Annotated in this window: 23 protein-coding genes; 4 read left to right on the plus strand and 19 right to left on the minus strand. The window is 69.0% G+C overall.

What is annotated here, in order from left to right; genetic code table 11:
- Positions 1-1,164: 1,164 nt before the first annotated feature.
- From OG371_RS03750 to OG371_RS03820, 15 genes are all read right to left on the minus strand, one after another.
- Complete coding sequence (locus OG371_RS03750; RefSeq protein ID WP_329065550.1) at positions 1,165-4,293, minus strand: LysM peptidoglycan-binding domain-containing protein; 3,129 nt, start codon at positions 4,291-4,293, stop codon at positions 1,165-1,167.
- Positions 4,290-4,712, minus strand: coding sequence for a hypothetical protein (locus tag OG371_RS03755; RefSeq protein WP_329065552.1), 423 nt, complete (start codon positions 4,710-4,712; stop codon positions 4,290-4,292). Before OG371_RS03755 ends, OG371_RS03750 begins: the two co-directional genes overlap by 4 nt.
- Positions 4,709-5,164, minus strand: coding sequence for a TadE/TadG family type IV pilus assembly protein (locus tag OG371_RS03760; protein ID WP_091629113.1), 456 nt, complete (start codon positions 5,162-5,164; stop codon positions 4,709-4,711). The genes OG371_RS03755 and OG371_RS03760 overlap by 4 nt, the downstream gene beginning before the upstream one ends.
- Positions 5,161-5,574, minus strand: a complete 414-nt coding sequence (locus tag OG371_RS03765; RefSeq protein WP_442876077.1) for a TadE/TadG family type IV pilus assembly protein — start codon at positions 5,572-5,574, stop codon at positions 5,161-5,163. Before OG371_RS03765 ends, OG371_RS03760 begins: the two co-directional genes overlap by 4 nt.
- Before the next feature lie 56 nt (positions 5,575-5,630).
- A complete protein-coding gene (locus OG371_RS03770; RefSeq protein ID WP_329065556.1) occupies positions 5,631-6,071 on the minus strand; it encodes a hypothetical protein in 441 nt (146 codons plus the stop codon).
- On the minus strand, positions 6,068-7,012 hold the full coding sequence (locus OG371_RS03775) for a hypothetical protein (RefSeq protein ID WP_329065558.1): 945 nt from the start codon (positions 7,010-7,012) through the stop codon (positions 6,068-6,070). Before OG371_RS03775 ends, OG371_RS03770 begins: the two co-directional genes overlap by 4 nt.
- Before the next feature lie 32 nt (positions 7,013-7,044).
- Positions 7,045-7,299, minus strand: coding sequence for a hypothetical protein (locus OG371_RS03780; RefSeq protein WP_091629120.1), 255 nt, complete (start codon positions 7,297-7,299; stop codon positions 7,045-7,047).
- Positions 7,300-7,357: 58 nt separating this feature from the next.
- Entirely contained in the window at positions 7,358-8,263 is a 906-nt protein-coding gene (locus tag OG371_RS03785; protein ID WP_329065561.1) for a type II secretion system F family protein, read from the minus strand.
- On the minus strand, positions 8,260-9,183 hold the full coding sequence (locus tag OG371_RS03790; protein WP_329065563.1) for a type II secretion system F family protein: 924 nt from the start codon (positions 9,181-9,183) through the stop codon (positions 8,260-8,262). Before OG371_RS03790 ends, OG371_RS03785 begins: the two co-directional genes overlap by 4 nt.
- Positions 9,180-10,529: a CpaF family protein gene (locus OG371_RS03795; protein ID WP_329065565.1), complete on the minus strand. Its 1,350-nt coding sequence runs from the start codon at positions 10,527-10,529 to the stop codon at positions 9,180-9,182. Before OG371_RS03795 ends, OG371_RS03790 begins: the two co-directional genes overlap by 4 nt.
- A gap of 161 nt (positions 10,530-10,690) precedes the next feature.
- Positions 10,691-11,518 carry a hypothetical protein gene (locus OG371_RS03800; protein WP_329065567.1) on the minus strand — a complete coding sequence of 276 codons (828 nt, stop codon included), beginning with the start codon at positions 11,516-11,518 and terminating at the stop codon, positions 10,691-10,693.
- Positions 11,519-11,562: 44 nt separating this feature from the next.
- Positions 11,563-12,165, minus strand: a complete 603-nt coding sequence (locus OG371_RS03805; protein WP_329065569.1) for an SAF domain-containing protein — start codon at positions 12,163-12,165, stop codon at positions 11,563-11,565.
- A gap of 184 nt (positions 12,166-12,349) precedes the next feature.
- Positions 12,350-13,333: a hypothetical protein gene (locus OG371_RS03810; protein ID WP_329065571.1), complete on the minus strand. Its 984-nt coding sequence runs from the start codon at positions 13,331-13,333 to the stop codon at positions 12,350-12,352.
- Between the two features lie 621 nt (positions 13,334-13,954).
- A complete protein-coding gene (locus OG371_RS03815) occupies positions 13,955-14,596 on the minus strand; it encodes a methyltransferase (protein WP_329065573.1) in 642 nt (213 codons plus the stop codon).
- A 228-nt stretch (positions 14,597-14,824) separates the two neighbouring features.
- On the minus strand, positions 14,825-15,169 hold the full coding sequence (locus OG371_RS03820) for a DUF6355 family natural product biosynthesis protein (protein ID WP_329065575.1): 345 nt from the start codon (positions 15,167-15,169) through the stop codon (positions 14,825-14,827).
- Positions 15,170-15,527: 358 nt separating this feature from the next.
- On the opposite strand from OG371_RS03820, the gene OG371_RS03825 reads away from it, so the two are divergent.
- Entirely contained in the window at positions 15,528-15,911 is a 384-nt protein-coding gene (locus OG371_RS03825) for a winged helix-turn-helix transcriptional regulator (protein WP_329065577.1), read from the plus strand.
- A gap of 1 nt (position 15,912) precedes the next feature.
- Here the strand turns inward: OG371_RS03825 and OG371_RS03830 are convergent, their stop codons facing one another.
- Positions 15,913-17,175, minus strand: coding sequence for a GGDEF domain-containing protein (locus tag OG371_RS03830; RefSeq protein WP_329065579.1), 1,263 nt, complete (start codon positions 17,173-17,175; stop codon positions 15,913-15,915).
- A gap of 119 nt (positions 17,176-17,294) precedes the next feature.
- A complete protein-coding gene (locus OG371_RS03835) occupies positions 17,295-18,530 on the minus strand; it encodes an MFS transporter (protein WP_329065580.1) in 1,236 nt (411 codons plus the stop codon).
- Between the two features lie 482 nt (positions 18,531-19,012).
- Here OG371_RS03835 and OG371_RS03840 point away from each other — a divergent pair, with 482 nt between their 5' ends.
- Complete coding sequence (locus OG371_RS03840; protein WP_329065581.1) at positions 19,013-19,657, plus strand: HAD family hydrolase; 645 nt, start codon at positions 19,013-19,015, stop codon at positions 19,655-19,657.
- On the opposite strand, the gene OG371_RS03845 is transcribed toward OG371_RS03840, so the two are convergent.
- Positions 19,654-20,880: a helix-turn-helix transcriptional regulator gene (locus OG371_RS03845; RefSeq protein ID WP_329065582.1), complete on the minus strand. Its 1,227-nt coding sequence runs from the start codon at positions 20,878-20,880 to the stop codon at positions 19,654-19,656. The two genes, OG371_RS03840 and OG371_RS03845, sit on opposite strands and share 4 nt — an antisense overlap.
- 420 nt (positions 20,881-21,300) lie before the next feature.
- Here OG371_RS03845 and OG371_RS03850 point away from each other — a divergent pair, with 420 nt between their 5' ends.
- Complete coding sequence (locus tag OG371_RS03850) at positions 21,301-21,513, plus strand: hypothetical protein (protein WP_329065584.1); 213 nt, start codon at positions 21,301-21,303, stop codon at positions 21,511-21,513.
- A 44-nt stretch (positions 21,514-21,557) separates the two neighbouring features.
- The gene (locus OG371_RS47335) at positions 21,558-22,373 is read left to right on the plus strand and encodes a Scr1 family TA system antitoxin-like transcriptional regulator (protein WP_442876142.1); all 816 of its coding nucleotides are present in this window, start codon (positions 21,558-21,560) and stop codon (positions 22,371-22,373) included.
- A gap of 762 nt (positions 22,374-23,135) precedes the next feature.
- Here OG371_RS47335 and OG371_RS03865 read toward each other — a convergent pair.
- Positions 23,136-23,906, minus strand: coding sequence for an ESX secretion-associated protein EspG (locus OG371_RS03865; RefSeq protein WP_329065590.1), 771 nt, complete (start codon positions 23,904-23,906; stop codon positions 23,136-23,138).
- Positions 23,907-23,909 lie beyond the last annotated feature (3 nt).

A 23,909-nucleotide genomic window follows, 5' to 3' on the forward strand; every position in this document is an offset into this window, starting at 1 on the left:
CGCATTCCCGCGAACGTTTGTACGTATCCGTTCCATTGGGTCGAATACGGAACACTGAGAGCTGTCTCACTATTGAGATATCAAGCTTCTTTACTGCACAAGGCGCGATTACGCGCTACACAACGGACATCGCGGCGGGTTTCCACTTCGCACCGGACAATGATCCGGCATGAAGTGCACCGTGATGACACCCCTTCCCTTGCGGCTAGCTAGAGCTAGCGCCCCACGTCACGCACTTTAATCGCGTTGCGCGACACGGCAGGAATTCACTCTCCATCTTGGCCAGCAAGCGGTTTTCCGTTCAAAGAACGGCGATCTAAGCCCAGGGGGTGGCCCGGTGTGCATGCAGTTCTCAAAGATCAAATACTGAATCGAATCGCCGCTCTTCGCGTCGGCGGGAGTCCTTCACCGGCTCCGCGTCAAGCGGTACGTCATATACATTGCCACCCCGTACGGGGATTTGCAAGATTCCCCGTACGTGATCCAAGTCACATCTGAAAACTTGCAGGTCAAGGCGCTTGAATCGCGCTTCCGTCAGCCAAATGGAGCAACGACGACGCCCAAGGGATGAGCAAGGAGGTGGGGTGGCCGTGGTTGAGACAGGAGTCAGACTCAGTGAGCAGGCGCGAGCTACGGCTAAGGGCTTAGCGTCAGAGCTAAGGGCGTGCGCAAGCTAAGGCTAAGCCGCCCAGACCCGGGCCCTAAGCAGTTCCAGGGGGCTTAGCGCGCTTACGCGCCTGTCGATCCTCTCACTGTCAGCGCTTAGCAGGTTCCAATTTATGTCCACAAAGGACACCTGTCGCCGGCGGTTGGGACGGGTAGCTGCACCACGCCGAACGGAGGCGGAAGAAGTGCTTCAGACGATGGAGTGCCGTGCTCACGAGAGGGTGACCTGCGCACTCAACATGACCCCGGAATCACAGAGGAGACAGCCGACCACCCCCACACCGACTCTTCACGTGCCTGCTGGCGACGAAGTCGGGGGGAGCGCCGGCACCGACGGTGCCTGATTGACCTGGGACAAGGAGGGAGGCTGCCCACTCCTCTCTAGAGGGATCCCGCAGGAGAAGCCAGACGAGAAGGAAGAAAGGAAGTTGGACAGGCAGACAACTTCGGATCCGAATTCGTATCTCCGCGACACCGGCCGAAGATGCTGATAGTGGCTCAGCTGGCTTGCCGGTTCTGGATGTTTGACTGTTGCAGGGCCGCGGCGAGGTTGAGAGTGCCTGGGTCCAGGCGTTGGTCGAGTCCTGCCAACGAGGTGGTGAGGATACTCAAGGTACGCGGGATGCTGTCGTGCTGGCCGAGGCGCGCTTGGACGCGCATGAGGTCGCGGTAGATCGCTTCGTTGTAGGGGTCGAGCCGGCGGGCGTGTTCGAGGAGGGCGAGTGCGCGCTCGGGGTCGTCGCCGCGGACGTGGCGGATCAGGGTGCTCAGCGCGTCGAGTACGTCGCGCCGGAGCGCTTCGCGGGGGCCGTCGATCCAGTCCGCGGCGATGCCTTCGGCGAGGTCTGCGCGGTACAGCTCGGTGACGCGGTTCAGCGCCGCGACCGCGTCGGTCGGCGAGCCCTGGCGGCTCGTGGTGAGCGCGTCCTGCAGCTGCCAGAGGTCGACGGTCACGATCGTCGGGTCGAGCCCGTAGTGGCCGTCCTGCAGGACGGTGAGGTCGAGGGTGTTGTCCTCGGTGGTTCGGCGAAGGCCGCGGCGCAGCTGGGACAGGGTGGCGTGGAAGCTGTTGTACGGGCGTTCGCCCGGCGCGTCCGGCCAGAGCGCGGCGGTCAGGGTCTCCCGGCGGCAGCCTGCGCGGTGCAGCGCCAAGTAGACCAGGATCTCGCGTTGCCGCGGCGCGAAGGCGCCGATGAGGTCGCGGGGCTCGGGGTCCGCGCGGGTCAGGTGAAGTCGGCCGAGTACCTGCAGATGCAGCCGCGTGGCCGGGTTTCCGGATGCCGGCGGGTGCCCCGCGGTCGTGGCGTCGTCGGGCACCGCGGATGGTGTGGCGAGCCCGGGCAGGTCATTGCCGGTACCCCGCAAGGACGGCCCGCTCCCCCTGGTGTCCACTGAGCTGGAGGGGACCGCCACCGGATGCCGGGCAGGGACGTCGAGGTCCGCCAAGGCAGACGCTGCCGCCGTTTCGTTACCGGGTGCTGCGGGGACGAACTCGTGCTCGGAGATGTTCTGCTCGGTTGCCGCCGGGCTCCCAGCCCGGCTCGGCCGCGGCGTGGCGGGGTCGTCGGTTGCGCCGGCGGGGTTGCGGCTCGGGCCGTCGCCGCTGGGGTCGGCCGCGTGCAGCAGCGCGAGGAGGTCACGGGCGTCGGTGCCGGGCAGGGTGAACAGCCGGGCTCCGGTCAGGTCGTCGCTCAGGGCGGGGCTGGTCGTCTCCACGGTGCCGTCGTCGCGGACGCGGACGGTGCCGCCGGGTCGCCAGGGGCCGAGGAACACCCCGGCCAGGCCGTAGCGCGCACCGTTCTCGAGGATGGTGTGCGCACGCGGGACCGTGTCCAGGGTGGGAGCCGCGATCACCAGGACGGTTCCGTTGCGCGGCTGCGGTGTGCGCGCGGGCGGGTCGTGCTTGGCGACGTCGGCTGCGTGGGTGCGCGCGAGCAGCTCGGCGTCCAGGACATCGAGGGCCGCGGGCAGATCTTCCACGATGCGAAGTTGTTGCGGTGCCCGGTCCTTGAGGTCGTGCCCCAACAGGGTGCGGGCGTCGGCCGCGGGAATCACGATAGTGGTGTCGATGCCGTCGCTGCTGGCGTGCGCGAGCACGGTCACGATCAGGGCGCGCGCGGCGGCGTGGGCGCCCGGGCCGACGAGCCCCAGCCCATGTGTGCGGGCGAGGTCGAGGGCGATGGCCTGTCCGTCGCGGACGCCGAGCGGCGTGTCCTGCGGCGTCGGCATCACGGCCCGGACCGTGGCCCGCGCCTTGTCGCGGGTCTGCATCTCGGCTGGGTGTACCCGTCCGGGCAGCGCGACCGCGGGCATGTCGTCTTCGTCGGGTGCTCGCGTGGCGGCATCGTGGGCGATGCGCAGCGCGCGGACCACCGGCAGCCCGGCCGGGTCAGCATCGTGCGCACCGGGCCGGTACCAGCGGCGACGCCGTATCCGCACGGTGATCATCGCGAGGGTGATCATCGCGAGGGTGATCAGCGCGGCCAGGCCGAGGCCAACGAAGGCACCGGTCGAGAGTGAGACACCGTTGTCGACGTGGACGGCGGGCGCCGGCTGCGGCGCGTCTTGAGGCTCCGAAGGCGCCGGCTGGGCGACCGAGACGGGCGAGTCCGCCGAGGGTTCCGGGTCTGGCGCGAGTGACGGGGCGCGTGGTGGCGCAGCGGGTGTCTCGGGTGGATCCGAGGGCGGTGCTGGTTCGGCGGGGAGGACAATGTTCCAGCTGGGCAGAAGCCGATCGGGGTGGCGGAGCGCGCGGCCGTCGGGTTGGGTGCGGCCTTCGTTGAGGTCGAAGATTTCGGGCCAGGCGGTCGGGTCGCCGAGTTCTCGGTCGGCGATGCCGGAGAGGGTGTCGGCCGGTTTCACGGTGATGGTGCGGCCGGTCGCCGTGGCGGTGTCGGCGGGGTTGGGCAGGCCGGTGGCGTCGGCTGGGAGGCGCAGCGTCCGGCGGGGTTGCAGATCCTCGGGTGTGCGCAGGGTGGGGTTGAGCCGCACGATCTCGTGGTAGCGGATACCGGCGCCGAGGTGGCGTTCGGCCAGTCCCCACAGGGTGTCGCCGTGCACGACCGTGTACGGGACCGTGTCATCCGGCGGCGCCGCGGACGCCGGGACATCAGCTGCACGGGCGGCGGGGTCGGGCCCGGTGCCGGTTGCGGTGGCGCGGGATGTGGTGGCGGGGTTCGGGTGTGGCCAGGGTAGTGCGCTGGCCGCGGGGCCGGTGGCTGCGGCGGCGGTGCCGGCGGAGGACGCGACGACAACGGCGGCGACGAGTCCGGCGATCCACCGGCCGCGCGGAACCTGACCCGCCAGACCGCGGGCGGTACGGAGGCCGTGCCGGGTTTGGCGGATCACTTCGGCGATCACGGAGATGGTCAGCGCCAGCCACCCGGCCCAGGCGACGGCGATGATCAGCCAGAGCGCGAGGTCGCCGGTGAGCCAGGCCCAGCGCAGGGCGTTCCAGATCCGCTCGGGCCACTGGCCGATCGGCACCGGATCCGACCAGCGGCCGGGAATCAAGCGGGTGGGCCCGGCGTCGAGGGCGAGAAGTCCGCATGGGATTCCGGCGACGAAGGTGAGCAGGGCCAGTGCGGCGAGCACGCCCCGAACCCGTTGCGCCGTGCGGGATGTCATGGGAGGTTGCCGGTGCGGGTGCCGACGCCGAGGTCGGCCACGGCGGTGCCGGTGGCCTGGGCGCTGGCGCCGAGCAGGCCGATGGGGGTGGGCTCGGTGACCGTGACCGTCACCCGGACGGTGCGGGTGCTGGTGATGGTGATCTGGCCGGGGTGCCCAGTGCCGGCGAGGTAGTCGGCTGCGGTGCGGGCGGCGGTGGCGGTGTCGATCCCGACGGTCGGGCCGCGGGTGTCGACGGCGGTGTTCGCGGCGCGGGCGGCTTCGGCGGCCAGCGCGTCGGCGCGGGCGATCGCCCGCAGCCGCGCGGACCCGTCGACCACCAAAGCCAGCACGAGCAGCAGTGCGGGCACCAGGACCGCGATCATCACGCTCACCGACCCGGCATCCCGCGGCGAGGGCAGCGCTGCCGGGCCGGTCACGGGGTGCCTCGGTACGGGTCGGTCGGGCTGGTGAAGGTGCCAGTGATCGTCCGACCGCCAGGGAGCGGAAGAGCGAGGTCGCCGAGCGGAACTTGGCAGGTCACGCTGGCCCGGACCAGCCCGCTCCGGCCGACGGCGATCTGGCCGGCGTCAACCGACACGCTCGACGTACGGCAGGTGAGGCCCTCGCGCCCGAGCCGTTCACGGGCCACCGCCGTGCCGGCCTGGTGCGCTGCGGCGGGACTGCGGGCGAGCGACGCGGCTCGCGCCGCAGCGGCTGCGGCGTTGTCGACCGCCTGCTGCGCGGAGGAGATGCGGGCGCCGGCGATGATCAGCAGCCCGACGAAGAGCACGCCGGGCACGAGCACGGCGGCTTCGACGCTGACCGACCCGGCATCGCTCCAGCGCTGTGCCCTGAGCCGGAGGCCGCGTGCCGCAGCTCGGCGGCTCATGAGCCGTCTCCGTCGTTGAGGGGCACGGTGAAGCGCTCCTTGCTGGCCTGTGCGCTGACGCTGACCGGGAAGTCCAGGCCCGGGATCGGGAGCAGGCGGATCGCGGTGCCGGACACCGCGACCGCGACGGTGGTCGCGGTGACGGTGGCGTGGACCTGTGGTGCGGTGAGCACGCCGCGTCCCGCGCGGTCGGCGAACGAGCGCGCCGCATCGGCCGCCGCGCTGCTGGTGGCGCCGACTGGGCGGCCGGCGTCGACTCCGGCTTGGGCGGCTTGAGCGGCCACGGCATGCGCGTGCCACCACAGGCCCCCCTGCACGGCCGAGAGGATCAACACCAGCACGACGGGGAACACCACCGCCATCCCCACCGACTCCGACCCCCGGTCGGCTGCCCGCGCCCGGCCCAGCACGCCCCGCCACAATGTCCGTATAGGACGGTCAGGGCGGACGATGTCCTGGGACTGCATCACGACACCTGCGCCATAGCCCGCTCGGGCATGTCACCCGCGTGATCGGCACGCTCGGAAGGTCCGCGTGGCGCAGACTCCTTTGCGGGCGGAGGCGTGGGCGGCGTGGACGGTTTCCGCTCGGCGACGGTCCGTTTCGTGCCGGACGTGGTGCCGGGAGCTTTCTTTCGCTTGGCAGGTGCGGGTTTGAGCGCATCGAGCCAGCGGGTGAGATCGTCGGCGGGTACGTCGGTGAACTCGGCCAGCTCGTCGATCCGGATGATGCCGGCGGAGTCGGCGAGGACTTCGCCGAGCTGATGTTCGATGGCGGCGAGCTGGTGCGCGACGGACGCTCGTTGCTGCGCAAGGTCACCGACGCGCTGTGCAACGCTAGTGCGTTGCTCGGTCAGCGGTACGTCGTTCGCGCTCACGCGACGTCCGATTTCGTCGTTGGTGGTCATGACAGGCCGGTCCCTTCCCCAACGAGGCTGCGCTGGATGCCGGGACGCCGAGCGACCTCTGCGAGCCGGCGGCCCACGGCGCGGGGAGACCAGGCGCTGCGCGGCTGTTCCCAGGGGAAAGGCCCGCCACCGGTGAGGTCGCGGGCCGCGGTCACCCGGCAGAATGTCTGCAGCAGCAGCGATTCCGCCGCAGCCGTCAAGTCGTCCGGCGCGATCATCCGCGTTGATCGGAGTTCCTGTTCGCCATGGTGGCGTAGCTCGGCGTCGTGGAGAGCACGGGTCCACTCGCGGGCGAGGGTGGCGCAGCCGGCCAAAGCCTGTACTGCATCGTCGAGCCGGTGGTCGAGCGCGGCGATGGCCTCGGCGAGCGAGTCAGCCAAGTCACTGTGAGCCGGGCGCTGGGCGAGCTGGAGGGCCAGGATCCGCGCGGTGCGGGTGCGGTCCAGGCAGCCCAGTACCTCCCACGCCAGCCGGTGCGCCGTCGAGGGGAGAGCCGGATCGAGCCACGCGCGCGCCGGGGTGTCGCGCAACTCGTCGACCGCGTCGATCACCCGGGACGCGATGGCATGGGCCGAGGCGCCCATGCCCGTGAAGTCACGGCACCGGAACAACACGATGCCGGCCACTTCGTCGAGCCTGCACAGCCCGTCAAGATGGATACACCTGCCGATGACGAGACAACGGAGGTTGCCCAGCCCGACTCCGATGCCACACAACAACATCAGTGCGCCGAGCACGGCGAACCCCGAGCCGACAGCGAAGCCGATCAGCACGAACAACCCGCCACCCACTCCCAGAAACGGGACGCCGCGAGAGAAGACGATGCGCCGCATCTCCCAGGCGCGCCGGGCCGTGGACAGATGCGGGTTCCACGACACTCTATCCGGCTCCTCGTCGAAGCGGGCAGCCATTACCCGTGCAGCGATGTCCTTGTGTGCCATGGTGTTCTCCCTCCCGGAATCGAGACCGGCGGTCATTGGAGCTGCCCTTGGTAGCGCACCACCACGGCCTTGATCGCGGCCACGAGCCCGATGGCCACGGCCAGGCACACAGCGGCGATCACGGCTTTCTCCACGGATTCCGACCCCTGATCGCCGGACGCTCGCGCCTGTTCCCAGCGGGTCCGCACGCCGGCGACCAGCATCAGGGCCAGCCCGGCCAGAGCCAGCGCAAGTTCCGCGGAGCGCCACGGGACAGCGAGCAGGTCACGATCTTTCCTGTCAGACATGGTTATCGAACTCCTTCGAGGTCGGAAATGTTTGCCCCACAACGGTTTTCTCTCCGATCTATCCACCACCTGTCATCAGGCGGATCATCGCCGGGTACAGGACCAGGAGCAGGAACGCGATCAGCAGCAGCGCCACCGGGAGCGCGAGCCGCTGCGAGCGGGCGTTGGCGTCGGTCTTCTCGGCGGCCAGCGCCGCGGCGCGCAGCGCGCCGGCTTTCGCGATCAGGGTGGTGTAGATCGCGGCGCCGTCCGCAGCGGTGGCGAGGATGTCGGCGAGGTCGGCGAGTTCGACCACGCCCATCCGCTTGCCCAGCCGGGACGACGCGTCCCACGGGGTGTGACCGGCACGGGCCGCCCGGGAGAGGGTGCGGCTGATCCGGGAGAACACCCACGAGTCCCCGACCGCCGCCGCCTCGGCCAGTGCCTGACTGGGTGCGCGGCCCGTGGCGCGTTCCTGCGCCACCAGGTCGAGATAGGCGGCAGTGGCGCGGCGGAACTCCGACCGCGCCCGGGCGGCGTCCTCGCGCACGGCCAGCACCGGCACCACCGAACCTGCCCCCGCCGCGGCCACCACGGCCAGCACCACCAGCGGGCCCGGGAACGCGAGACCGGCGAACCACGCCAGCCCCGCCACCGCCAGCACGCTGGCGATGGCGCCGGCAGCCCAGGCGAGCTGGCGTACGAGGTAGCGGTCGGCGGTCAGGCCAAGGACATCGAGGTCGGCGGCCGGAATACCCCACCAGCGGTTCGACGACCGCGCCGAGTACCCGGCCAGCCGCTGCATCCGAGCCGACCAGCGCCCCTGGTCCGGGACGCCGTCGGCGCGGCGGCGGGCACGCCCGTCCAGCGCCGCGACCGCGGCAGCGACATTGACCGGTGCCGGGCGCAGCACCGCCAGCAGGACGCACACGACCGCCGGCCCGGCCAGCGCACCGAGCAGCACCGCCACCGCCCCGGCGCTCATCGTGGCACCCCCGCACCGGAGCGGGGGACCGCGCTCAGCGTGCGTTTCGGTGTCCCGGGCGGGTTTCGTGACGCGGCTCCGAGCAGGCGTGCGGGGCGGTGGGTCCGCATCAGCAGGTGCATCCACCACCCGGCGACGCCCAGCAGCCCGCCGATCCCGGCCAACACGCACTGGCCCAGCAGGCCGTTGAAGGGGGTCAGGAAGTCGTGGGCGAAGATCACCAACCCGGTCAGCAGGACCGCGGTGATGCCGAGGATCGCGCGGACATCCGTGCGCGGTTTCGCACGGTCGGCTTCGATGTCGCGGCGGGCGACCACCTCGCGGTCCAGGGCGGTGGCGGTGGCGTCGAGGATGTCGACCAGACCGCGGCCACCGGCGCGGGCGCGCAAGATCAATGCGAGGGCGACTTCGTCGGCGGCCTCGTCGCCCACGTCGTCGGCGAACGCGCGCAACGCCTGTTCCAGGCCGCGGGTCCGCAGCCGTACCGCCAGGGTGTCGACCTCGGTGGCCAGTGCGGCGGGGGCGGTGCGCGCCGAGCTGACGATGGCCTGCTCCAGCCCGCCGGCCCCGGAGGCGAGCACGTCGGCCAGGCGCCGGACCCAGCTCGCGAGCGCGTCCAGCCGGATGATCACCTGCTGGGCGTCGTGGCCGCGGGCCAGGACCGGCACGACCATCACCGCGGCGGCGGCCAGGACCGCGGCGACCGGCCAGCCGGTCGCCCACCACACCACCACGCCTAACGGCACTGCCACGGCTACCCGCCGCGCCGGAATCCGCGCCAGCGCCTCCCGCCAGCCCGCTACCCGGCGCGGTGCGGCAGGCCCGGCCGTCCGCTCGGCCGGCGAGAGGACGGCGGCAGCCGCGCAGGCAAGGGCGAGGACCGCGGCCACCCCGAGCGCACCCGCCCACACGCCCGTCATCGCCCGCCTCCATGAGGGAAACCTGGCCCTGCACCGGCGGTGTCGAACAGGGAGCGGTCGAACCCCGCCCGCTCCAAGCGCTCCAGCAAGTCACGGCTCGGCGGGAACGCTGGGACGGCGCGGCCGTCGGCCGGGCGGGGGGCGAAGATCCGGGTGGTGTCCGGGCGGGCGGCGTCGCCGACCGGGCCGACCTCGATCACCTCGGTGACGAACCGCTCCCGCCGCCGACCCGCGGAGCTGTCGTGGTCGGTGCGGGTGACGTGCACGACGAGGTCGATCGCCGAGGCGGTCCACTGGTGCGCAGCGTCGATCGCCAGCGGCGGGACGGCTAGCTGCCCGAGTGCGGCGATCCGGTCGAACACCGCCGACGCGGACGTGGCGTGCAGCGTGCACATCCCGCCCGCCGCGCCGTTCCCGAGGGCGCGGAGCATGGCGGTGACCTCGCCGGCGCGGACTTCCCCGACGATTACCCGGCTCGGCGAGTGCCGCAACGTCTGCTTCAGCAGGTCGTCCAAGGAGATCTCTCCGACCCCCTCCGAGTTCGCGGGCCGTGCTTCCAGCGGGGTCACCAGCAGCCGGGGGCCGAGGTGGAGGCCAAGTTCGTACTCTTCCTCGACGGTCACCACATGCTCGTGGTCCGGAATCTCGCTGCACAGCGCCCGCAGCAGGGTGGTCTTCCCCGCGGCCGGACCGCCGGACACGACCACGTTGCAACCCGCCCGCACCGCCGACCGCAAGAACGACGCCAGCATCGGATCGAGGGTGCCGTTCATGATCAAGTCGTCCAGGCCGACGTCGACCAGTCGGTGGCGGCGGATCGCGACCCGCGGACGGTCGCTGATCTCCATCACCGCGGCCACCCGGGCACCGAGCGGGCCACCCGCGCCGATCCGCAGGTTCCCCAACGGCTTGCCGGCGTTGAACTCCCGCGAGGTTTGGCCGTGGCGGGCGAACATCGCCGCGAGCATGTCCACCAGCTCGCCGTCGGTGTCGGCGATCGGGTGCGGCCACTGCTCGACCGACCCGTCCGCCAGCTCCAGCAGAACCCGGTCGCAGCCGTGCACGTGGATGTTCTCGACATCGTCGCGGTCCAGCAGCTCCTCCAGCGCACCCAGCCCGGACAGCGCCGCCACCACCGCCCGGATCAACCGGCGCTCCTGCTCGGCTGGCAGCGGCGCCTGCCCCGCGTCGGCGCGCCGCTGCACCCACTCCGCAACTGCTTCCGCCACGTAGGCCCGCATCCGCGCCTGCTGCTCCTGCACCGACAGCGGAACGTCCACATGCGACTCCCCCGCGGCGACCCGTTCCAGCCGGGCCGCCACCGACTCCCGGATCGCCCGAACCACCTCCGGATCGAACCGCCCGCCCGGCCCGCCATTGCGCGGCACTCCGGGTAGGCGCGGGACCGCTGTGGCTTTCAGCGCACTGCGTCCCTGCCGCGGCAGGGTGGCCGGTGGCTCGTGGCCGGTCGGGCCGTTGACAGGGTGGTATCCGTTGTGCGGCAGCGTCATCGGACACCACCGGTAAGCAGCCGGGCCGACGCCGGCAGAGCTGGTATGCGCAGTTCGGCCGGCGTGTAGTGGTGATAGGTGCCGTGCAGGCGCCGTGCTGCGCGGCGCACGCTACGCAGCAACGGCGACCGCGACGGCACTGCGCCTGCGTCGGTGCCGTCGGAGAACACCGCCGCCGCCCGGACGTCCGCGGGAACCTCGACCGCGACCTCCCGGCCCAGTGCCGCGCGAACCTCACGGGTCCCTGCGGGCGTCGTCGCGCACACCGCCAGGCCCAGCCGGGCCGGCACGATCCGCTCAGCCAGATCGGCCAGCAGCGGGCGCGCGGCCAGCACGTGCCGCTGGGTCGGGCGCACCGCCACCAGCACCACATCCGCCGCCAGCAGCAACGACCACGGCGTGGCCGCGCTCATTCGGCCGAGGTCGACCAACGCGTCCGCCGGCTCGCCCGCCGCAGTGCGGAACGCAGCCAGTGCCGAGGTCAGGCGCGTCCAGCCCGTAGCGCCGACCGCCGCCTGTTGGCCCGGTGCGGTCAGCCCGGCCAGGAGGCCGACGTGCCGTGCGGGAGGCACCGGTTGCACGTGCTCGATCAGCGTCGCCGGGTCCCCGGCCGTCGCGTGCCGGGTCGCGGTGGCGTGCGACAGCACGCCGCGGTCGGTGCGGATCGTGCCGTCCACGACCCACTGGCCCAGCCAGCCCGGCGCCAGGTCGCCCCCGGCCGGGTCGCAATCCGCCAGCAGCACCGGCGCCGGCCAGCCCACCGCCAACGCAGCCAGCGTCGTGGTCGAGCCCGGTGCTCCCTTGCCCGAGATGATCGTGATCATCGCCATCACCCTCACCGTCCTTTCCCGACAGCCATCGCTTCTTCTCACGCACCCGGCCCGAGCTGGACCAGGACGACCTGGCCCGCGGCGGCGCTGGTCGCCGCCGCCGCGGCGTCCGTGCCGACCACGACATCGACCGTGACCACGCCGCTCGAGTCCGGGAGACCGACACCCAGCACCCGCGCCCGGAACGGCTCAGCCACTGCCGGCGCCGGTCCCGCGTCGGTCCCCGTGCCGGTCGCGACCGGGCTGACCTGCACCAGATCCCCGGCGGCTAAGCCGCGTGCGGGCAGGTGGCCCGGTTTCACCGGGAGCCCGACCAGCCGCTCACCCGGGCCGGGGACCGGCTGCGCGGACAGCTGGCCAGGCGCCAGCACGCTGCCCGCGGGCAGTGTCGAGCGCGCCACCTGGCCGACGACACCGGCGCGCTCGCTCGCGGGGATGGAGGCCAGCGGCTGACCGGGCACCGCCTTCGCCACCCCGAGATCGCCCTCACCGATCTGCTGGCCCCAGCTCACGTCGCGGGTCAGCACCAGGACATCGACCCGGGCGTCCTGTCCCGCGATCAGGGCGTAGTTGCCGACGGCGACCACCGCGGCCAGCACTACCGCGGTACCCAGCAGCCACCACCGCCGTCGCCGTGGCACCCGCGGACCATCACCATCCTCAGGCCCTCCAGCAGCGGCCGCGTCACGGCCGTGCTGTTGCGGCGGCCGGGAAAAAGACAAAGCAGTACCCACGGGAGAACTCCTTCCCCATCAAGAAATGCGGCTTTTTGATGTTTACGGAATGCGAGAAACGTCTATCTCGCAGAATTCCGTGGTGTCGTTCTTAGTTCGCGCGCAGGGCTTGGACCTCGGCGACAGCGAACACGGATCTGGCCCGGGACAGCATCTGCGGGAAGTCACCGCCCACCGGAGCATTGCCGTCCGAGCCGACCCAGCTCACCGACCACTGGATCGCCCATCCCGCGCTGGTCTGATCGTTCGACTGCCCGACCGAGCTGCGGGTGTAGACGAACCCGCAATCCGGACTGGCCGCATGCAACCCGTACGAGCGCTCATACGGTGTACCCGGCCCGGAACACGTCATCGAGCCGCCGGTGCCCGAGGAGAACGTCATGCCGACCGGCGTCGCGGTCACCTCCGCCCACACCGGACCGACCTGAACCCGCTGCACAGCCGGATGCCACACAGCTCGTTCGGTCCAGATCCAGGTGTTCTCCCCGACGATCGTCGCGTCCCGCCCATCAGGAAGACGCACATCCGGCGAATGCCGCGGCACCGGCAACGGCAACCGCAACTGCTCAAAAGCCTGCGCCGCCAACTCCGCCGGGCTCGGCAACGGCGGAGCCGCTGGCGCGCCCGCCGGAGCCGGCGCGTTGTTGACCGGCAGCGGCGGCAGGCAACGCATCCCGAACGCGCTGCCACCCGGGCGACCGGCGCCAGGAGCGCCACCCGCACCGAACCCGCCGACGAAACAACCCGGCGGAATCCCGCTCGGCGAATCGGCCGCTCCGCCCGGACCCGCCGCGGCCTGCCGGTCTCGACCGGCCCCGGCCGACGTCGATCCCGGATCCCCCGGGCGGACAGGAGCCTGTCCCCGCTGGTCCAACGCCCGCATGTCGATACGTGGTGGGGCGTACTGACCGAACTGGTCAGAGTTGTTGGGTACGACGATGACCTGGCCGTCGTCATTCGGGGTGGGCTGCGCGGGCTCAGCCTGGGACGGTGTCCCAGCAAGCCCGACGGCGCAGCAGACAGCGGCAAGTAGACATGCTGAGCAGGCGAGCGAATGTCGGATGGTCATCAGCACGGCCCACCCGGATACTCAAGCTGTGACACCTTCCACCGACCGTCCGCTACATCCCGAACCAGGTGGGCGCGTATGGGGATTTGAGATGTGCCAACGGTCTTCCGGTCGCCAGTCGCCGCATCCGCTTGCCCCGAACGAGATCCGTCCTGACAGTCGTTCAGCGTCGCGTGGTCACCATCGAGTTCAACACGACTGATGCGCGTCGTGACATCTCCATACGGCTTCACCCCAGCCTGCTTATTGCGACTCATCGCATCCAGGGTTGTGGACAATTGCGGGTCTACCGCAAGTTCGGCCATGGCATTCCGCCAGGTGTTCTCTGGTGTGCCCGGAATAGCCAACGACCGAGGCCAGAACTGGGTGTAGGCCGTTTCTACGGCCTGCCTCTGGTCCTGCCCAGATGAATCCGGCGCCGAGGGAACCTGAGATGGCGCCGATCGACTCGGCGAGGGCCCTGGCGCAGGGTCCTCGCCACCACACCCCGCCAGCAGCCCGACCAAGGTGCCAGCCAGGACGGCACTCAACAGCGAACGACGAGCGGCGAACTTGTTCAAAGGATGCCTCCTATTGCTTCCGACACCAATGCCAAGCCAGCTCCACCTCGGAAACCAGCCACTTCACCTATGTGATCAGGATGCTGGCCAGCGCACCGGCGAGCAGCGACGGCCCGGCGGGAAACCGTGAATTCATACTCTTGGACGACGCGGCGACGGCGAGTGCGACTATGCCGGTGAGTCCACAGGAGATCAGCAATCCACGCAGCAGGCCATCCCAACCAAACCAGCCCAGGTACAACGCGAGCGCCGAATACAAAGCGGTATCGCCGCCACCGGTATGCCCTGGCACCGATATCTGCGCGAGGCCCGCCAGCGCGAACACCGCCACTGCAGCCGTACATGCGAAGCCAAACTGCGTCCAGACCCCGTCGATCAGTGCGGCGCAGAGGAAGACCAAGGCACCTCCACCTGCCAACGCACCCAGGAGACGAAACGGCAGTCTCCGGCAACAGACGTCCGTCAGCACAAGGCTGCAGCCCAACGCGCACGCCCAGCACCACGCCAACCAAGCCGGCGTCATGCCCAGTTGAGCCCACCCCGCCCACCACAGCAATGCGGTCATCGCCGACATCGCCGCTGCGACCACGAAACGCGCCCGTGCCACGGTCACCAGCGACGCGCCAGCTGCCCATTCCGCCACCGTGAGTAGCCCTGGTCCCGCAGCTACGCCGGCCGCTCCGACCATCCACACCAAGATCGAATACACCGGTCCCTCCCGAATGAACATGGTGGCGTGAGCGGCGAGCTGTGAAAAGTGTCCCGAACTTCGACGGAACAGTTCCGCAGTCCGCGGCACGAGCTACTGCGCCTGCAAACAGAGCCAGGGCGCTGATCGCCAGGCTCAGGGGCAGGTGCCTGATGCAGTTCATCAGAGTCTCCACGGGATCAGCGGTGTGGGCAGGCCCGAGGTGGGCCTGCCACACCGCAGAGGGGATCAGGCAGGGCCGTAATACCCGGGCTGGCAGCCAACGCCGCCGTTCCACCAGGCGTCCCTGACCCGCCATCGAATGACCGGCTGCACGTTCGTCACACCAGGACCGACGCAGTAATGAAAGACATTCCCCCAGAGATCCTGGACATCGAGCATGACCGTCGAGCCGGTCCCGCCGTCACAGTGCCGGTACTCACCCCCGCCGAGGTAACCGCAGGCTTCCGCAGTCGACGCCGGCTTAGTCGGCTGCGCAACGGCGGCTGAGGCCTGCCCGGCGGCTGTGCCTCCGAGTACCAGAGCCGTGAAACCGACGATCGCTGAGTTCCGAAAGACTCCAATTTTGGACATAGTTCCCTCCCCGAAATAAACTGAAGAATTTTCACGAATCGATGAGAACAGTTGCTCGGCGATCAGACGATCGCGAATCCGAGGTCGATCACGGTGCCTCCGTTCCAGGGTGAGACGGCCAGTCCTTCTCGCTCTCGCTGCGTTCGGGACCGGCCGCCTCTACTTCCGTTCCGGCGCCGGATGGCCGGGACACCACCGGTCTAGCTGGGCAAGTCCGACTGAGTGCAATGTAAGTAGCCGGGTGAGCCTGGACTCACACGACAGTTCTTCACCCGTCTGGCCGAATGTGTCTCCGCGATGCAACGGGTTCGCCCGTTGCGGGGACCGGTGAGAAGTTGCTCATGGTAAGCACGCTGATGTGAATAACTGGGACGTGCCCTACCGGCAGAGCGTGCACGAAGCGCTGGCGGTGCTCAGCGGCCAATGGACCGTCGCAGTTCTCGCGACCCTCGCCCTCGGCGAGCGGCAGTTCTCCGACTTGCTCTCCGAGGTGAACGCGACCGAGGAACGGGTTGGCTGGCTCTCGCACCCGAAGCCGCTGACCGCGCGCGTGCTGACCGACACCGTTCGCCGGCTCCAAGGCCATGGTCTCGTCGAACGCCGCGCAGAGGGCACCCAGTTCAGCGCGGTCCACTACCAGCTCACCGCGGAGGGACGGACCCTGCTGAGCGCGCTTCGACCGCTCGCCAGCTGGGCGCAGCAACACCGCGAACCGGCACCGGCCTGCCCGCAAGGGAACTGAGCTATCGCGCCTCGACCACGCGAACCTGGTTGCGACCGGCGTCCTTGGCCGCGAAGAGCGCGTTGTCCGCGGCGGTCATCAGCTCCTGCAGCGTCCGGCCGGCCGCCGGGAACGACGCCGCGCCGATCGAGACGGTGATCTGGAAGGCGGCCGCGGTCTCGCCAGCCTGGATACGCGTGTCGTAGACGCGCTGCCGGATCCGGTTCGCGACGTCGAGGATCGTGTCCGATGAGGTGCCAGGCAGCAGGATGACGAACTCCTCACCGCCGAACCGGCCGCACAGGTCGTTGCTCCGTACCTCGCTCCGCAGTGCGTCGCCGATCCGGCGCAGCACCTGGTCGCCGACAAGGTGGCCGTGAAGGTTGTTGACCTGCCGGAAGTGATCGATGTCGAGGATGAGCAGCCCGATATCCGTCTCGTGCTCACGAGCCCGGTCCAGCTCAGCCTCGGCGATCGCGTTCCAGCTCGCGGCGTTGAGCAAGCCGGTCTTCGAGTCGATCGTCGCCGCCTGTTCGAACTGCCGGATCAACACGCTCCGGTGCAACGCGTAGAGCGGCACGAACACGATCATCACCAGCCAGGGCAACCGAGCCAGCAGCAACGCCGCCAGCATGCCCATGCACAAGGTCGCCAGCTCGAGGATGTTCTCGTTCAACGGGCCGAGCAGCGTCTTCGCCGATACGCGTTGCTTGATCAGCGCGATCGCGGTGGCGACCACCGCCGAGTTGACGGCGAAGTAGAGCGCTATCACGAACATCAGGCCGAACGCGGCCACCGCACCACGGTCCGTACGCGGCGGAAAGAGGTCCAGGTAGCGGGCAGTCCACGAGGCGACCAAGCAGGAAAGCACCACGTTGCAGGTGCTGAAGACGACCTTGTACGCGTAGATCCCGGACACTCCGCGCCAGCTTCGCAGCCACAAGTGCCCGTACAGCACGACGGCCACGAGCGCGGCCAGCGCAGGAGTCAGCAGCAACGCCCCGGCCAACGTCCACACCGACGAGAAGTTCACGTGCGGCGTATCGGAGAACCGCCTGCGGCGACGCTCCACCTGCCGCGTCATCTCCGCGGCAGCCATCCCCAGCCCGACCAGTACAAGACACTTGACGAGGTCTCCGAATGACACGGGCACGACGACCGACCAGGCTGCCGCACCGACGGCCATCAGGTCGATGACCAGCAGGAACACGATCGCCTGCCGTGGCGACGACCAGATCGCCCAGTTCGTCCAGCCACGCCTTCGAAGGTCGCTCAGAAGGGGCATACTGAACTCACTTCCGTTCCCAAGGAGGTCCCGGGTTCCGGCCACGCACCGGAGCTACCGGTTCCTCCTGCCGCCGGATGTCCTGGGAGGGGGCCGTCATGCGTAACAAGGATCTGTGATCACGCCATGCTGACCGGCGCGGGTTCGTCCGCGGCAGTTCTCGCCTGCCGCGGACGAGCCGCCCGCCACACCACACCTGCGCCGACCGCCGACGCGATGGCCAGGCATCCGGACAACGCCACGGTCGAGACCGGATTGATGCGGTCCGCAACCACGCCTGCTCCGGCGATCGCCACGCCTTGCGAAGTCTGCAAACAGGTGCTCAGCCGTCCCATCACGCCGCCAAGCCGTTCCTTCGGAACTACTTCCGCGGCGACGGCCTGCATCCGGATGAGATAAATCGTCGAGAACATCCCGCAGATCGCCCAGAGCACCGCGGCCACCCACGCATTCGCGTAGACCGCGGACAGCACCAGCGGGACGCCCGCGAGAACCGCCGGTCCGACGACCGCTCGCAACGACGGCACCTCCGCGCTGCCGCGCGAGCCGGCCCATAAGCCACCGAGCACGCTGCCGACCGGGTCCGCGGCCATCAGCAAGCCGACGCCGAATGCCCCGATCCCCACGGTGCTCGCGAACGGCGCAGCGAGTCCTTCGGGCACCACCAGTAACCCGGTCAACGACGCCAAAACGAAGACCGCGGCAAGACGGCCGTCCACACCGGCACGGCCCGCTCCAACGGATTTCGTCCGCTCCGAGCGAGCAGCCGGACGCGCTCTGACCCACCGCTGCACGATGATGGCGCTGATCAAGAAGGTCGCCCCGTTCAGCAGGAGCGAGGTCCCGGCGCCCCACAAGGTCACCAGGACGCCGCCAAGCCCGAACCCGGCGACCTGTGCGATCTGAGAGCTGACCTGCCGCAGACCGAGCCCGGCCTGATAGGCGTCTCGCGGAAGAACGTCCCGGAGGAGTGCCAGCTGACCAGCTTTGAACGGCGCCGCAGCCATCGCCAGCACAGCGATCAACGACCAGAGCAACCACAGCGGCAGCCCGGGAACCGCCATCGCCGCGGCGAGAGCAGCCCGCACCAGGTCGGTCACCACGATCACCGTCCGCCGCGGGAACCGGTCCGCCAGACCGGACAGAAGGAACCCGCCGGCCAGCGCGAACAAGAACGTCAGCGCGTACGTCAGCGCTGTCAACGCCGCCGAGTTCGTCCTCGCGTAGACGAGTAGCGCGAGCGCGACCCGCGCTACCTGATCTCCGAAGACGGAAAACGCCTCGGCCAACCAGAGCGCGCGATATTCCCTGACCCGCAACGCCTTCAAGAAAGGCGTGCGCTTGGTGTCGTTCATCCGGCCTCCCCGCCGTCCGACCAACCCAGCAACAACAGCTAAATCTCATGCCTGGTGATCAACAACGGTATGCCCGAAAAGTGCGTGGCCGGATACAAATAGCGACCGTTCACCTGAACGTAGGAGTCAAACTACCCTGAGTCACCGTCCGGCTTCGCGCACGCAGGAGTCGGGATAGCCATCAGGGCAACCCACAACTCGTTCATCAGTCACATGCAGTTCGAAGCGGGCCGGGTCAAAGCCGCCCGCCGCCCAAGCTGCATCACTACTCCCGAGCCGCCACTCACGGCCTGTAGCCCGTTCCCGCAACAACCAGCCCATGCTCACCTCCCAGCTCAATGCAGGACACTCACCGCCGATTCGCATGTTAGAACACTTGTTCGAGTCATGTCACCGGTCCTCTCTCCTTCCTCGACGCTGCAGGCCGAGGAGCGCTGGCGTGGGCGGTGGCGCGCCCGCCGCTCCTGCCGTAGGAGTGGGACATGGTCACTGCGGTGGTGTTCGACGTCGGCGAGACGCTGCTGGACGACTCGCGTGAGTGGGGCGCGTGGGCGGACTGGATCGGCGTTCCCCGCCACACGCTCTCGACAGTTCTGGGCGCAGTCACGGCAGCCGGGCGCGACAACGCCGAGACATTCCAGTACTTCCGCCCCGGCTTCGACCTCGCCCGCGAGCGCCGGCTGCGCGAGGAGGCCGGCCAGGGTGAGCGAATCGAGGAGACCGACCTCTACCCGGACGTCCGCCGCGCGCTAGGCAGGTTGAGGACGCAAGGGCTCTGGGTGGGAGTGGCCGGCAACCAGACTTCTCGCGCCGGCGAATTACTGCGGGCGTTGGATCTACCTGTGGACGGCATTGCCACCTCCGGCGACTGGGGCGTGGCCAAACCGTCGCGGGCGTTCTTCTCCCAGGTCGAGGGGATGGTTCCCGGCTCGGCCGCGGACACCGTCTACGTCGGCGACCACCGGGACAACGACGTGGTCGCCGCGAAGGCGGCAGGATTCCACACCGCGTTGATCCGTCGCGGCCCCTGGGGCCATCTTTGGGCCGACGACCCGCGCATTCAGCGCGACGCAGACTGGGTCGTCGGCTCCCTGGACGAGTTGGCCGACCTTCTCAGCCCCAACTAGCCCAGCCCACCGAACGCAGCGGTCCGTGGGCCGATCCACTCGGCCAGCTCCAGCAGGTCGACTCCGGGGTTTCTGGCTTCGTCGAGCAAAGCGGTGAGGGTCGTCCTGACCTGTGGATGGCCGCGGGTGTGCTCCGGCGCCGCGACTCGGGCGGCGCGCAGGCTACGACTGGAGTCGCCGTGCCGGCCGAGGTGAAGCTGGGCCCGTGCCAGGTCGATGTAGTAGTGCGAGCGGCGTTCCGCCGGGAGGGAGCCGGGCGGCGCCCAGGCCGCCGCGCGTCGAATTCCCGCGACATCGTGCAACTCCGCGGCGACGGCCAGCTCGTGGATGCGCAGCGACGCCGCGCCGAACGCAGTGCCCTGGTACACGCCTTCCGCGACCATGGCAGCGCGGTAGCGAGCATGCGCCAAATGCTCGGTGGCCCGATCATGTTTTCCGGATCGACCAGCCACGACAGCGGCGCGCATGTGGAGCGCGCCGAGCGCTGCGTCCCCGCCTGTCGCCGGCAGGTTTCGGGCTCCGTCGATAGCGAGTTCGAGCGCGCGAGCTGCCGCGTCAAGGTCACGACTGGCGAAGAAGGTCTCGGTACGCACGTACGCCACGGCCGCCAGCAGGAGCCGGTCCTCCGTCTGTTCGGCCTTCGCGCGCATCAGATCGATCAGACGGGCGGAGAGGTCGAGGTAACCGAACTTGAATGCCACCCCGTCAGCTGCTCGCAAGAGCAGCGTCATCAATCCCGCGGCGCCCCGTCGCTCGTCGGCGTCGTTCGCCAAGCAGGCGCGAGCGACTTCATGGACGAGGTCGGGCAACTTCTCCGCGAGATCCGCGTAACGCGCCTGCAACCGGTCGTCACTGGCGATGGCGACATCATTACGTAATGCGGTAACCGCCCTAGTCGGTCCGTCATCTGGCAGGTCAAGGCGGTCGAGAGCACGACGCAGCCTGGGTATCGACGCGCGCACCGCTTGGGCCTCGACACCGAGACCACGTTCGTTCGCCCCAGCGTCCTTGGTCTCGCCACCCAGAAGGGCGTCGAGTTCATGGAGCGTGACATCCAGAACCTGAGCAAGTCGCCTCCGATTGTTCGGATAAGGACTGCTGACTCCGCTCTCCCATTTCTGGTACGTCGTGAAATTGACTCCGACTGCCTGTGCGGCGTTTCGTTGGGACAGTCCCCGGAGCTCGCGGCGGCGCGCCAGCGCTTCCCTCGAATGGCCCATCATGCACCCCCTCAACACGGACCATCATCGCAGCTCAAGAGCTTCTGCGCCACCATTTGGGAGCCGGCGTCGCCCCGTGCAGTCACAACGCAGTCAAGAAGCAGTCAGGACGCCGTTGATCTCGTCGCTCGCGGCTTGTTGACTGAATATCACCAAAGCGACGCACCACTGCCGGAAGGAGACGGACATGGAGGTCCCGCAGCTCACTGAGACTTTTCCTGCTGCCCCGAAAGCAAATATTAAGGCGGGGAGCCGCGGGGGCGGCCCGTCCTTACCTCAGCGACACGCCATCATCGGTCCAGCTCGTCCGGTTCCAGAGGCGCCGGAGCAGGAGTTGATGAATCGAGTCCTTGACGGACTCCGCAAGCTCCCTGGCCGACCCGCCGCGAAGCCATTGCGCCAGCGATGAGAGGCGGCAAGAAGATGGATCTCACCACCCGACGCGCGAGCGCCGATCTCCAGCGAATCGGCCGCAGAGCCCTTGCGCTGGCGAACATCTTACCCCGGTCAACCTCGGCCGACGTCCGTGAGTTCGCCGCCAGGCTCGGCGACGCCGCGGATCTCCTCAGCTCCTATGCCGATGACCTCGACAACGAAGTCGTCCAGCCTTCACTCAAGGAAGCACCAAGACGATGAGAACTCCCAGCGCCGCAGGATCTCCCTCTGCCGTTGCGTTCGGCATGCGGCTCCGTACCGTCCGTGAGCGATACCGGGTGGGGGTGCGCCAGTTAGCGCGCGAATTGCACATCGCGCCCGGGTTCCTCTCCAATTGGGAGGCGGGTTGTCGAGCTCCTGCCGAGCCAGATGTGACGCGGATCCTCGGGATACTGCGAGTGTCCGAAGTGGACTTCGCGCAGGTTATGGAGGACTTCCGACATCTTGACAGCGACGTCCACACCGAGTTGATCACGGCCGATCGAACGCCCCTTCTCTGGGCCTACGAGAAGGTGTCCCGCAAGATCGTCGAGTGGGCTCCCCGCCTGCCTCCAGACCTGTTCCGTACTCCCGATTTCGCCCGCAGAACCTTGGGCTCACACTTCCTGGATCCGGATGAGGTCGATCGTCAGGTCTTCCTCCAGCAGGCACGAGAGGACATTCTGACGAGCGAGGACGGCCCCGAGTACACGCTCTTCATCGGAGCAGACGCGCTGCTCCCCCAAGGCCTCTCCGTCGATGTCGCCGTGGACCAGGTCCGGAACCTGCTGAAGCTGAGCCAGGAACGTCGCGTGATCGTCCGGCTCGTCGCAGCCGATCAGCAGCAACTCGGCGCGGTCGACGGATTCGCCTTCTTCCACCCTGACCGGGCTCGAGGCGCGACCGTGGTGTTGAAGTCATGGCCCTGCAACGTGTATTTCTCATCGCCCAGCCAGCTCCTGCGGTACCGGAGGATCGTCAGGGATCTCGACGGGATAGCCCTGAACGCAACGGAATCGTTCGCCGCCATGCGACAGACTTTGTCCAGGTTGGACACTCGCGTCAGAGACCTCGCCAGCTGACATTCTGCACCGCCCGGCCCCGCTGTCTCGTTCCGGGGAGTCAGGTACGTCTCCCCGCGCGATCGGCAGGCTCGCTTCGACCAGGGCAGGCGCCTTCTGCCGGTTGCCCAGGTCTTGGTCATCCAGGGCCGCGACGGCGACGGCGAGGTGCAGGGCCATCCAGTTCGTCGACTTGGTGCCGAAGATCCGGATCAGGTCGAACACCGCGTCGTCGTGGCCGTGCCGTTCGCGCAGCACGGCGAAGGTCTCCTGCAACTCGGCCAAGCGATCCTCGAAGTCGCTGAAGTAGCTGGACATCGCCGAGGGCGGATCGTCGCTCATGGGCCCGGATAATGGGTGTCACCGTTCCGGAACACCAAGTCGCTCAAGGGGCGGTGATGCGGGATTCGCCGGGGAAGTCGTCGGGTACGGCGTCCATGAACCGTCGCCTGGAACGTGAGCTATCCGGCCCTGCCACGCTCTTCGCCACACCTCTAGCGGCCGTGACCTGCTTCTCCCACCACGACGTCGGATCGGTCTTCGCCGACGACAGCGGCGTCATCGAACGACTCGACAAGGTGGCCAAGACGCCACTCGAATCAGCCATGATCATCGAAGACCGCGCACCAAGTCTGTCCGGGGGCCGGTGTTCTAGGTGTCCATCCCCGAGTCTTGGCCATTCCGTCGTCGCATCTTCCCCCTCTGCGACAGCCCAGACGGGGTGGCCGGGCCATTCCGGCAGGCACGGTCAACCCGTGCCTGCCGGAACTGGTTGACCTACCGTTACCCGAGGGCGCCGAGGGTGAGGGTGAGTGCGTCGACCAGATGGATGCGGTAGCCGGGATAGAGATTGATCTGCGGATGACCGTCCGGGCCGTCGTTGACGAAACTCAGGACCCGGCCTTCGCGGGTGAAGTCGATGGCGGACAGCGGCGTGCTGCGGATACGGTCCCCGGTGCCGTCGCGGGTCGCGGCGTAGAGCTGGTGAACCGCATCTCGGTCGGCGCGCATCAGCCGCCGCAATTCGTCGGCCTGTTCGGAGACCTCGGTGAGCGGGTCGTCAGCGCCGTAGTCACGACCGGCATCGTCGTAGTGGGCCTTCGGCACGCACAACGACCTGACCCTGGCCGGCGGACGGGTCGGAAGCGCATCCACCAAGCTCTCGACGAAGTCCCGCGGCCGGACCGGGTCGAGCTGGATCACCTCGCGATCAGTGATCAGCCGGACCGCGTCCCGCCCGGTCTCCGCGGTCAGGATCGCGACGGCAAGTCCGCCTTCACCGCGGAGGTTGCTCCATGAGTACACCTCTCGCCGAGCCGTGGAGAGCACCTCGAGCGTGGCGTGATACTGCGGAACGAGCACACCGCCCGCATCGGCCAAACCGAGGCGAGCAAGCATCTCGAGCGCACGCTCCCGCAAGGTGGCGGTGGCTTCAGCCGTCCGGTAAGTATGGTCCGGCTCCACGATGACAGGGAGTTCACCGAGCCCGGCCAGCTCCCAGGACACGAGAAACACGGACCGGGGGATCCGCACCGGCCGATCGATGACGGTCATCGC

The organism is Amycolatopsis sp. NBC_01480 (genome assembly GCF_036227205.1).
Lineage (GTDB): Bacteria > Actinomycetota > Actinomycetes > Mycobacteriales > Pseudonocardiaceae > Amycolatopsis.

Coding starts and splice junctions, on each gene's coding strand:
- OG371_RS03750 (WP_329065550.1), bottom strand. CDS start 4,293: ATGACATCCCGCACGGCGCAACGGGTTCGGGGCGTGCTCGCCGCACTG.
- OG371_RS03760 (WP_091629113.1), bottom strand. CDS start 5,164: ATGAGCCGCCGAGCTGCGGCACGCGGCCTCCGGCTCAGGGCACAGCGC.
- OG371_RS03770 (WP_329065556.1), bottom strand. CDS start 6,071: ATGACCACCAACGACGAAATCGGACGTCGCGTGAGCGCGAACGACGTA.
- OG371_RS03775 (WP_329065558.1), bottom strand. CDS start 7,012: ATGGCACACAAGGACATCGCTGCACGGGTAATGGCTGCCCGCTTCGAC.
- OG371_RS03780 (WP_091629120.1), bottom strand. CDS start 7,299: ATGTCTGACAGGAAAGATCGTGACCTGCTCGCTGTCCCGTGGCGCTCC.
- OG371_RS03785 (WP_329065561.1), bottom strand. CDS start 8,263: ATGAGCGCCGGGGCGGTGGCGGTGCTGCTCGGTGCGCTGGCCGGGCCG.
- OG371_RS03790 (WP_329065563.1), bottom strand. CDS start 9,183: ATGACGGGCGTGTGGGCGGGTGCGCTCGGGGTGGCCGCGGTCCTCGCC.
- OG371_RS03800 (WP_329065567.1), bottom strand. CDS start 11,518: ATGATCACGATCATCTCGGGCAAGGGAGCACCGGGCTCGACCACGACG.
- OG371_RS03820 (WP_329065575.1), bottom strand. CDS start 15,169: ATGTCCAAAATTGGAGTCTTTCGGAACTCAGCGATCGTCGGTTTCACG.
- OG371_RS03830 (WP_329065579.1), bottom strand. CDS start 17,175: ATGCCCCTTCTGAGCGACCTTCGAAGGCGTGGCTGGACGAACTGGGCG.
- OG371_RS03835 (WP_329065580.1), bottom strand. CDS start 18,530: ATGAACGACACCAAGCGCACGCCTTTCTTGAAGGCGTTGCGGGTCAGG.
- OG371_RS03840 (WP_329065581.1), top strand. CDS start 19,013: ATGGTCACTGCGGTGGTGTTCGACGTCGGCGAGACGCTGCTGGACGAC.
- OG371_RS03845 (WP_329065582.1), bottom strand. CDS start 20,880: ATGATGGGCCATTCGAGGGAAGCGCTGGCGCGCCGCCGCGAGCTCCGG.
- OG371_RS03850 (WP_329065584.1), top strand. CDS start 21,301: ATGGATCTCACCACCCGACGCGCGAGCGCCGATCTCCAGCGAATCGGC.
- OG371_RS47335 (WP_442876142.1), top strand. CDS start 21,558: ATGCGGCTCCGTACCGTCCGTGAGCGATACCGGGTGGGGGTGCGCCAG.
- OG371_RS03865 (WP_329065590.1), bottom strand. CDS start 23,906: ATGACCGTCATCGATCGGCCGGTGCGGATCCCCCGGTCCGTGTTTCTC.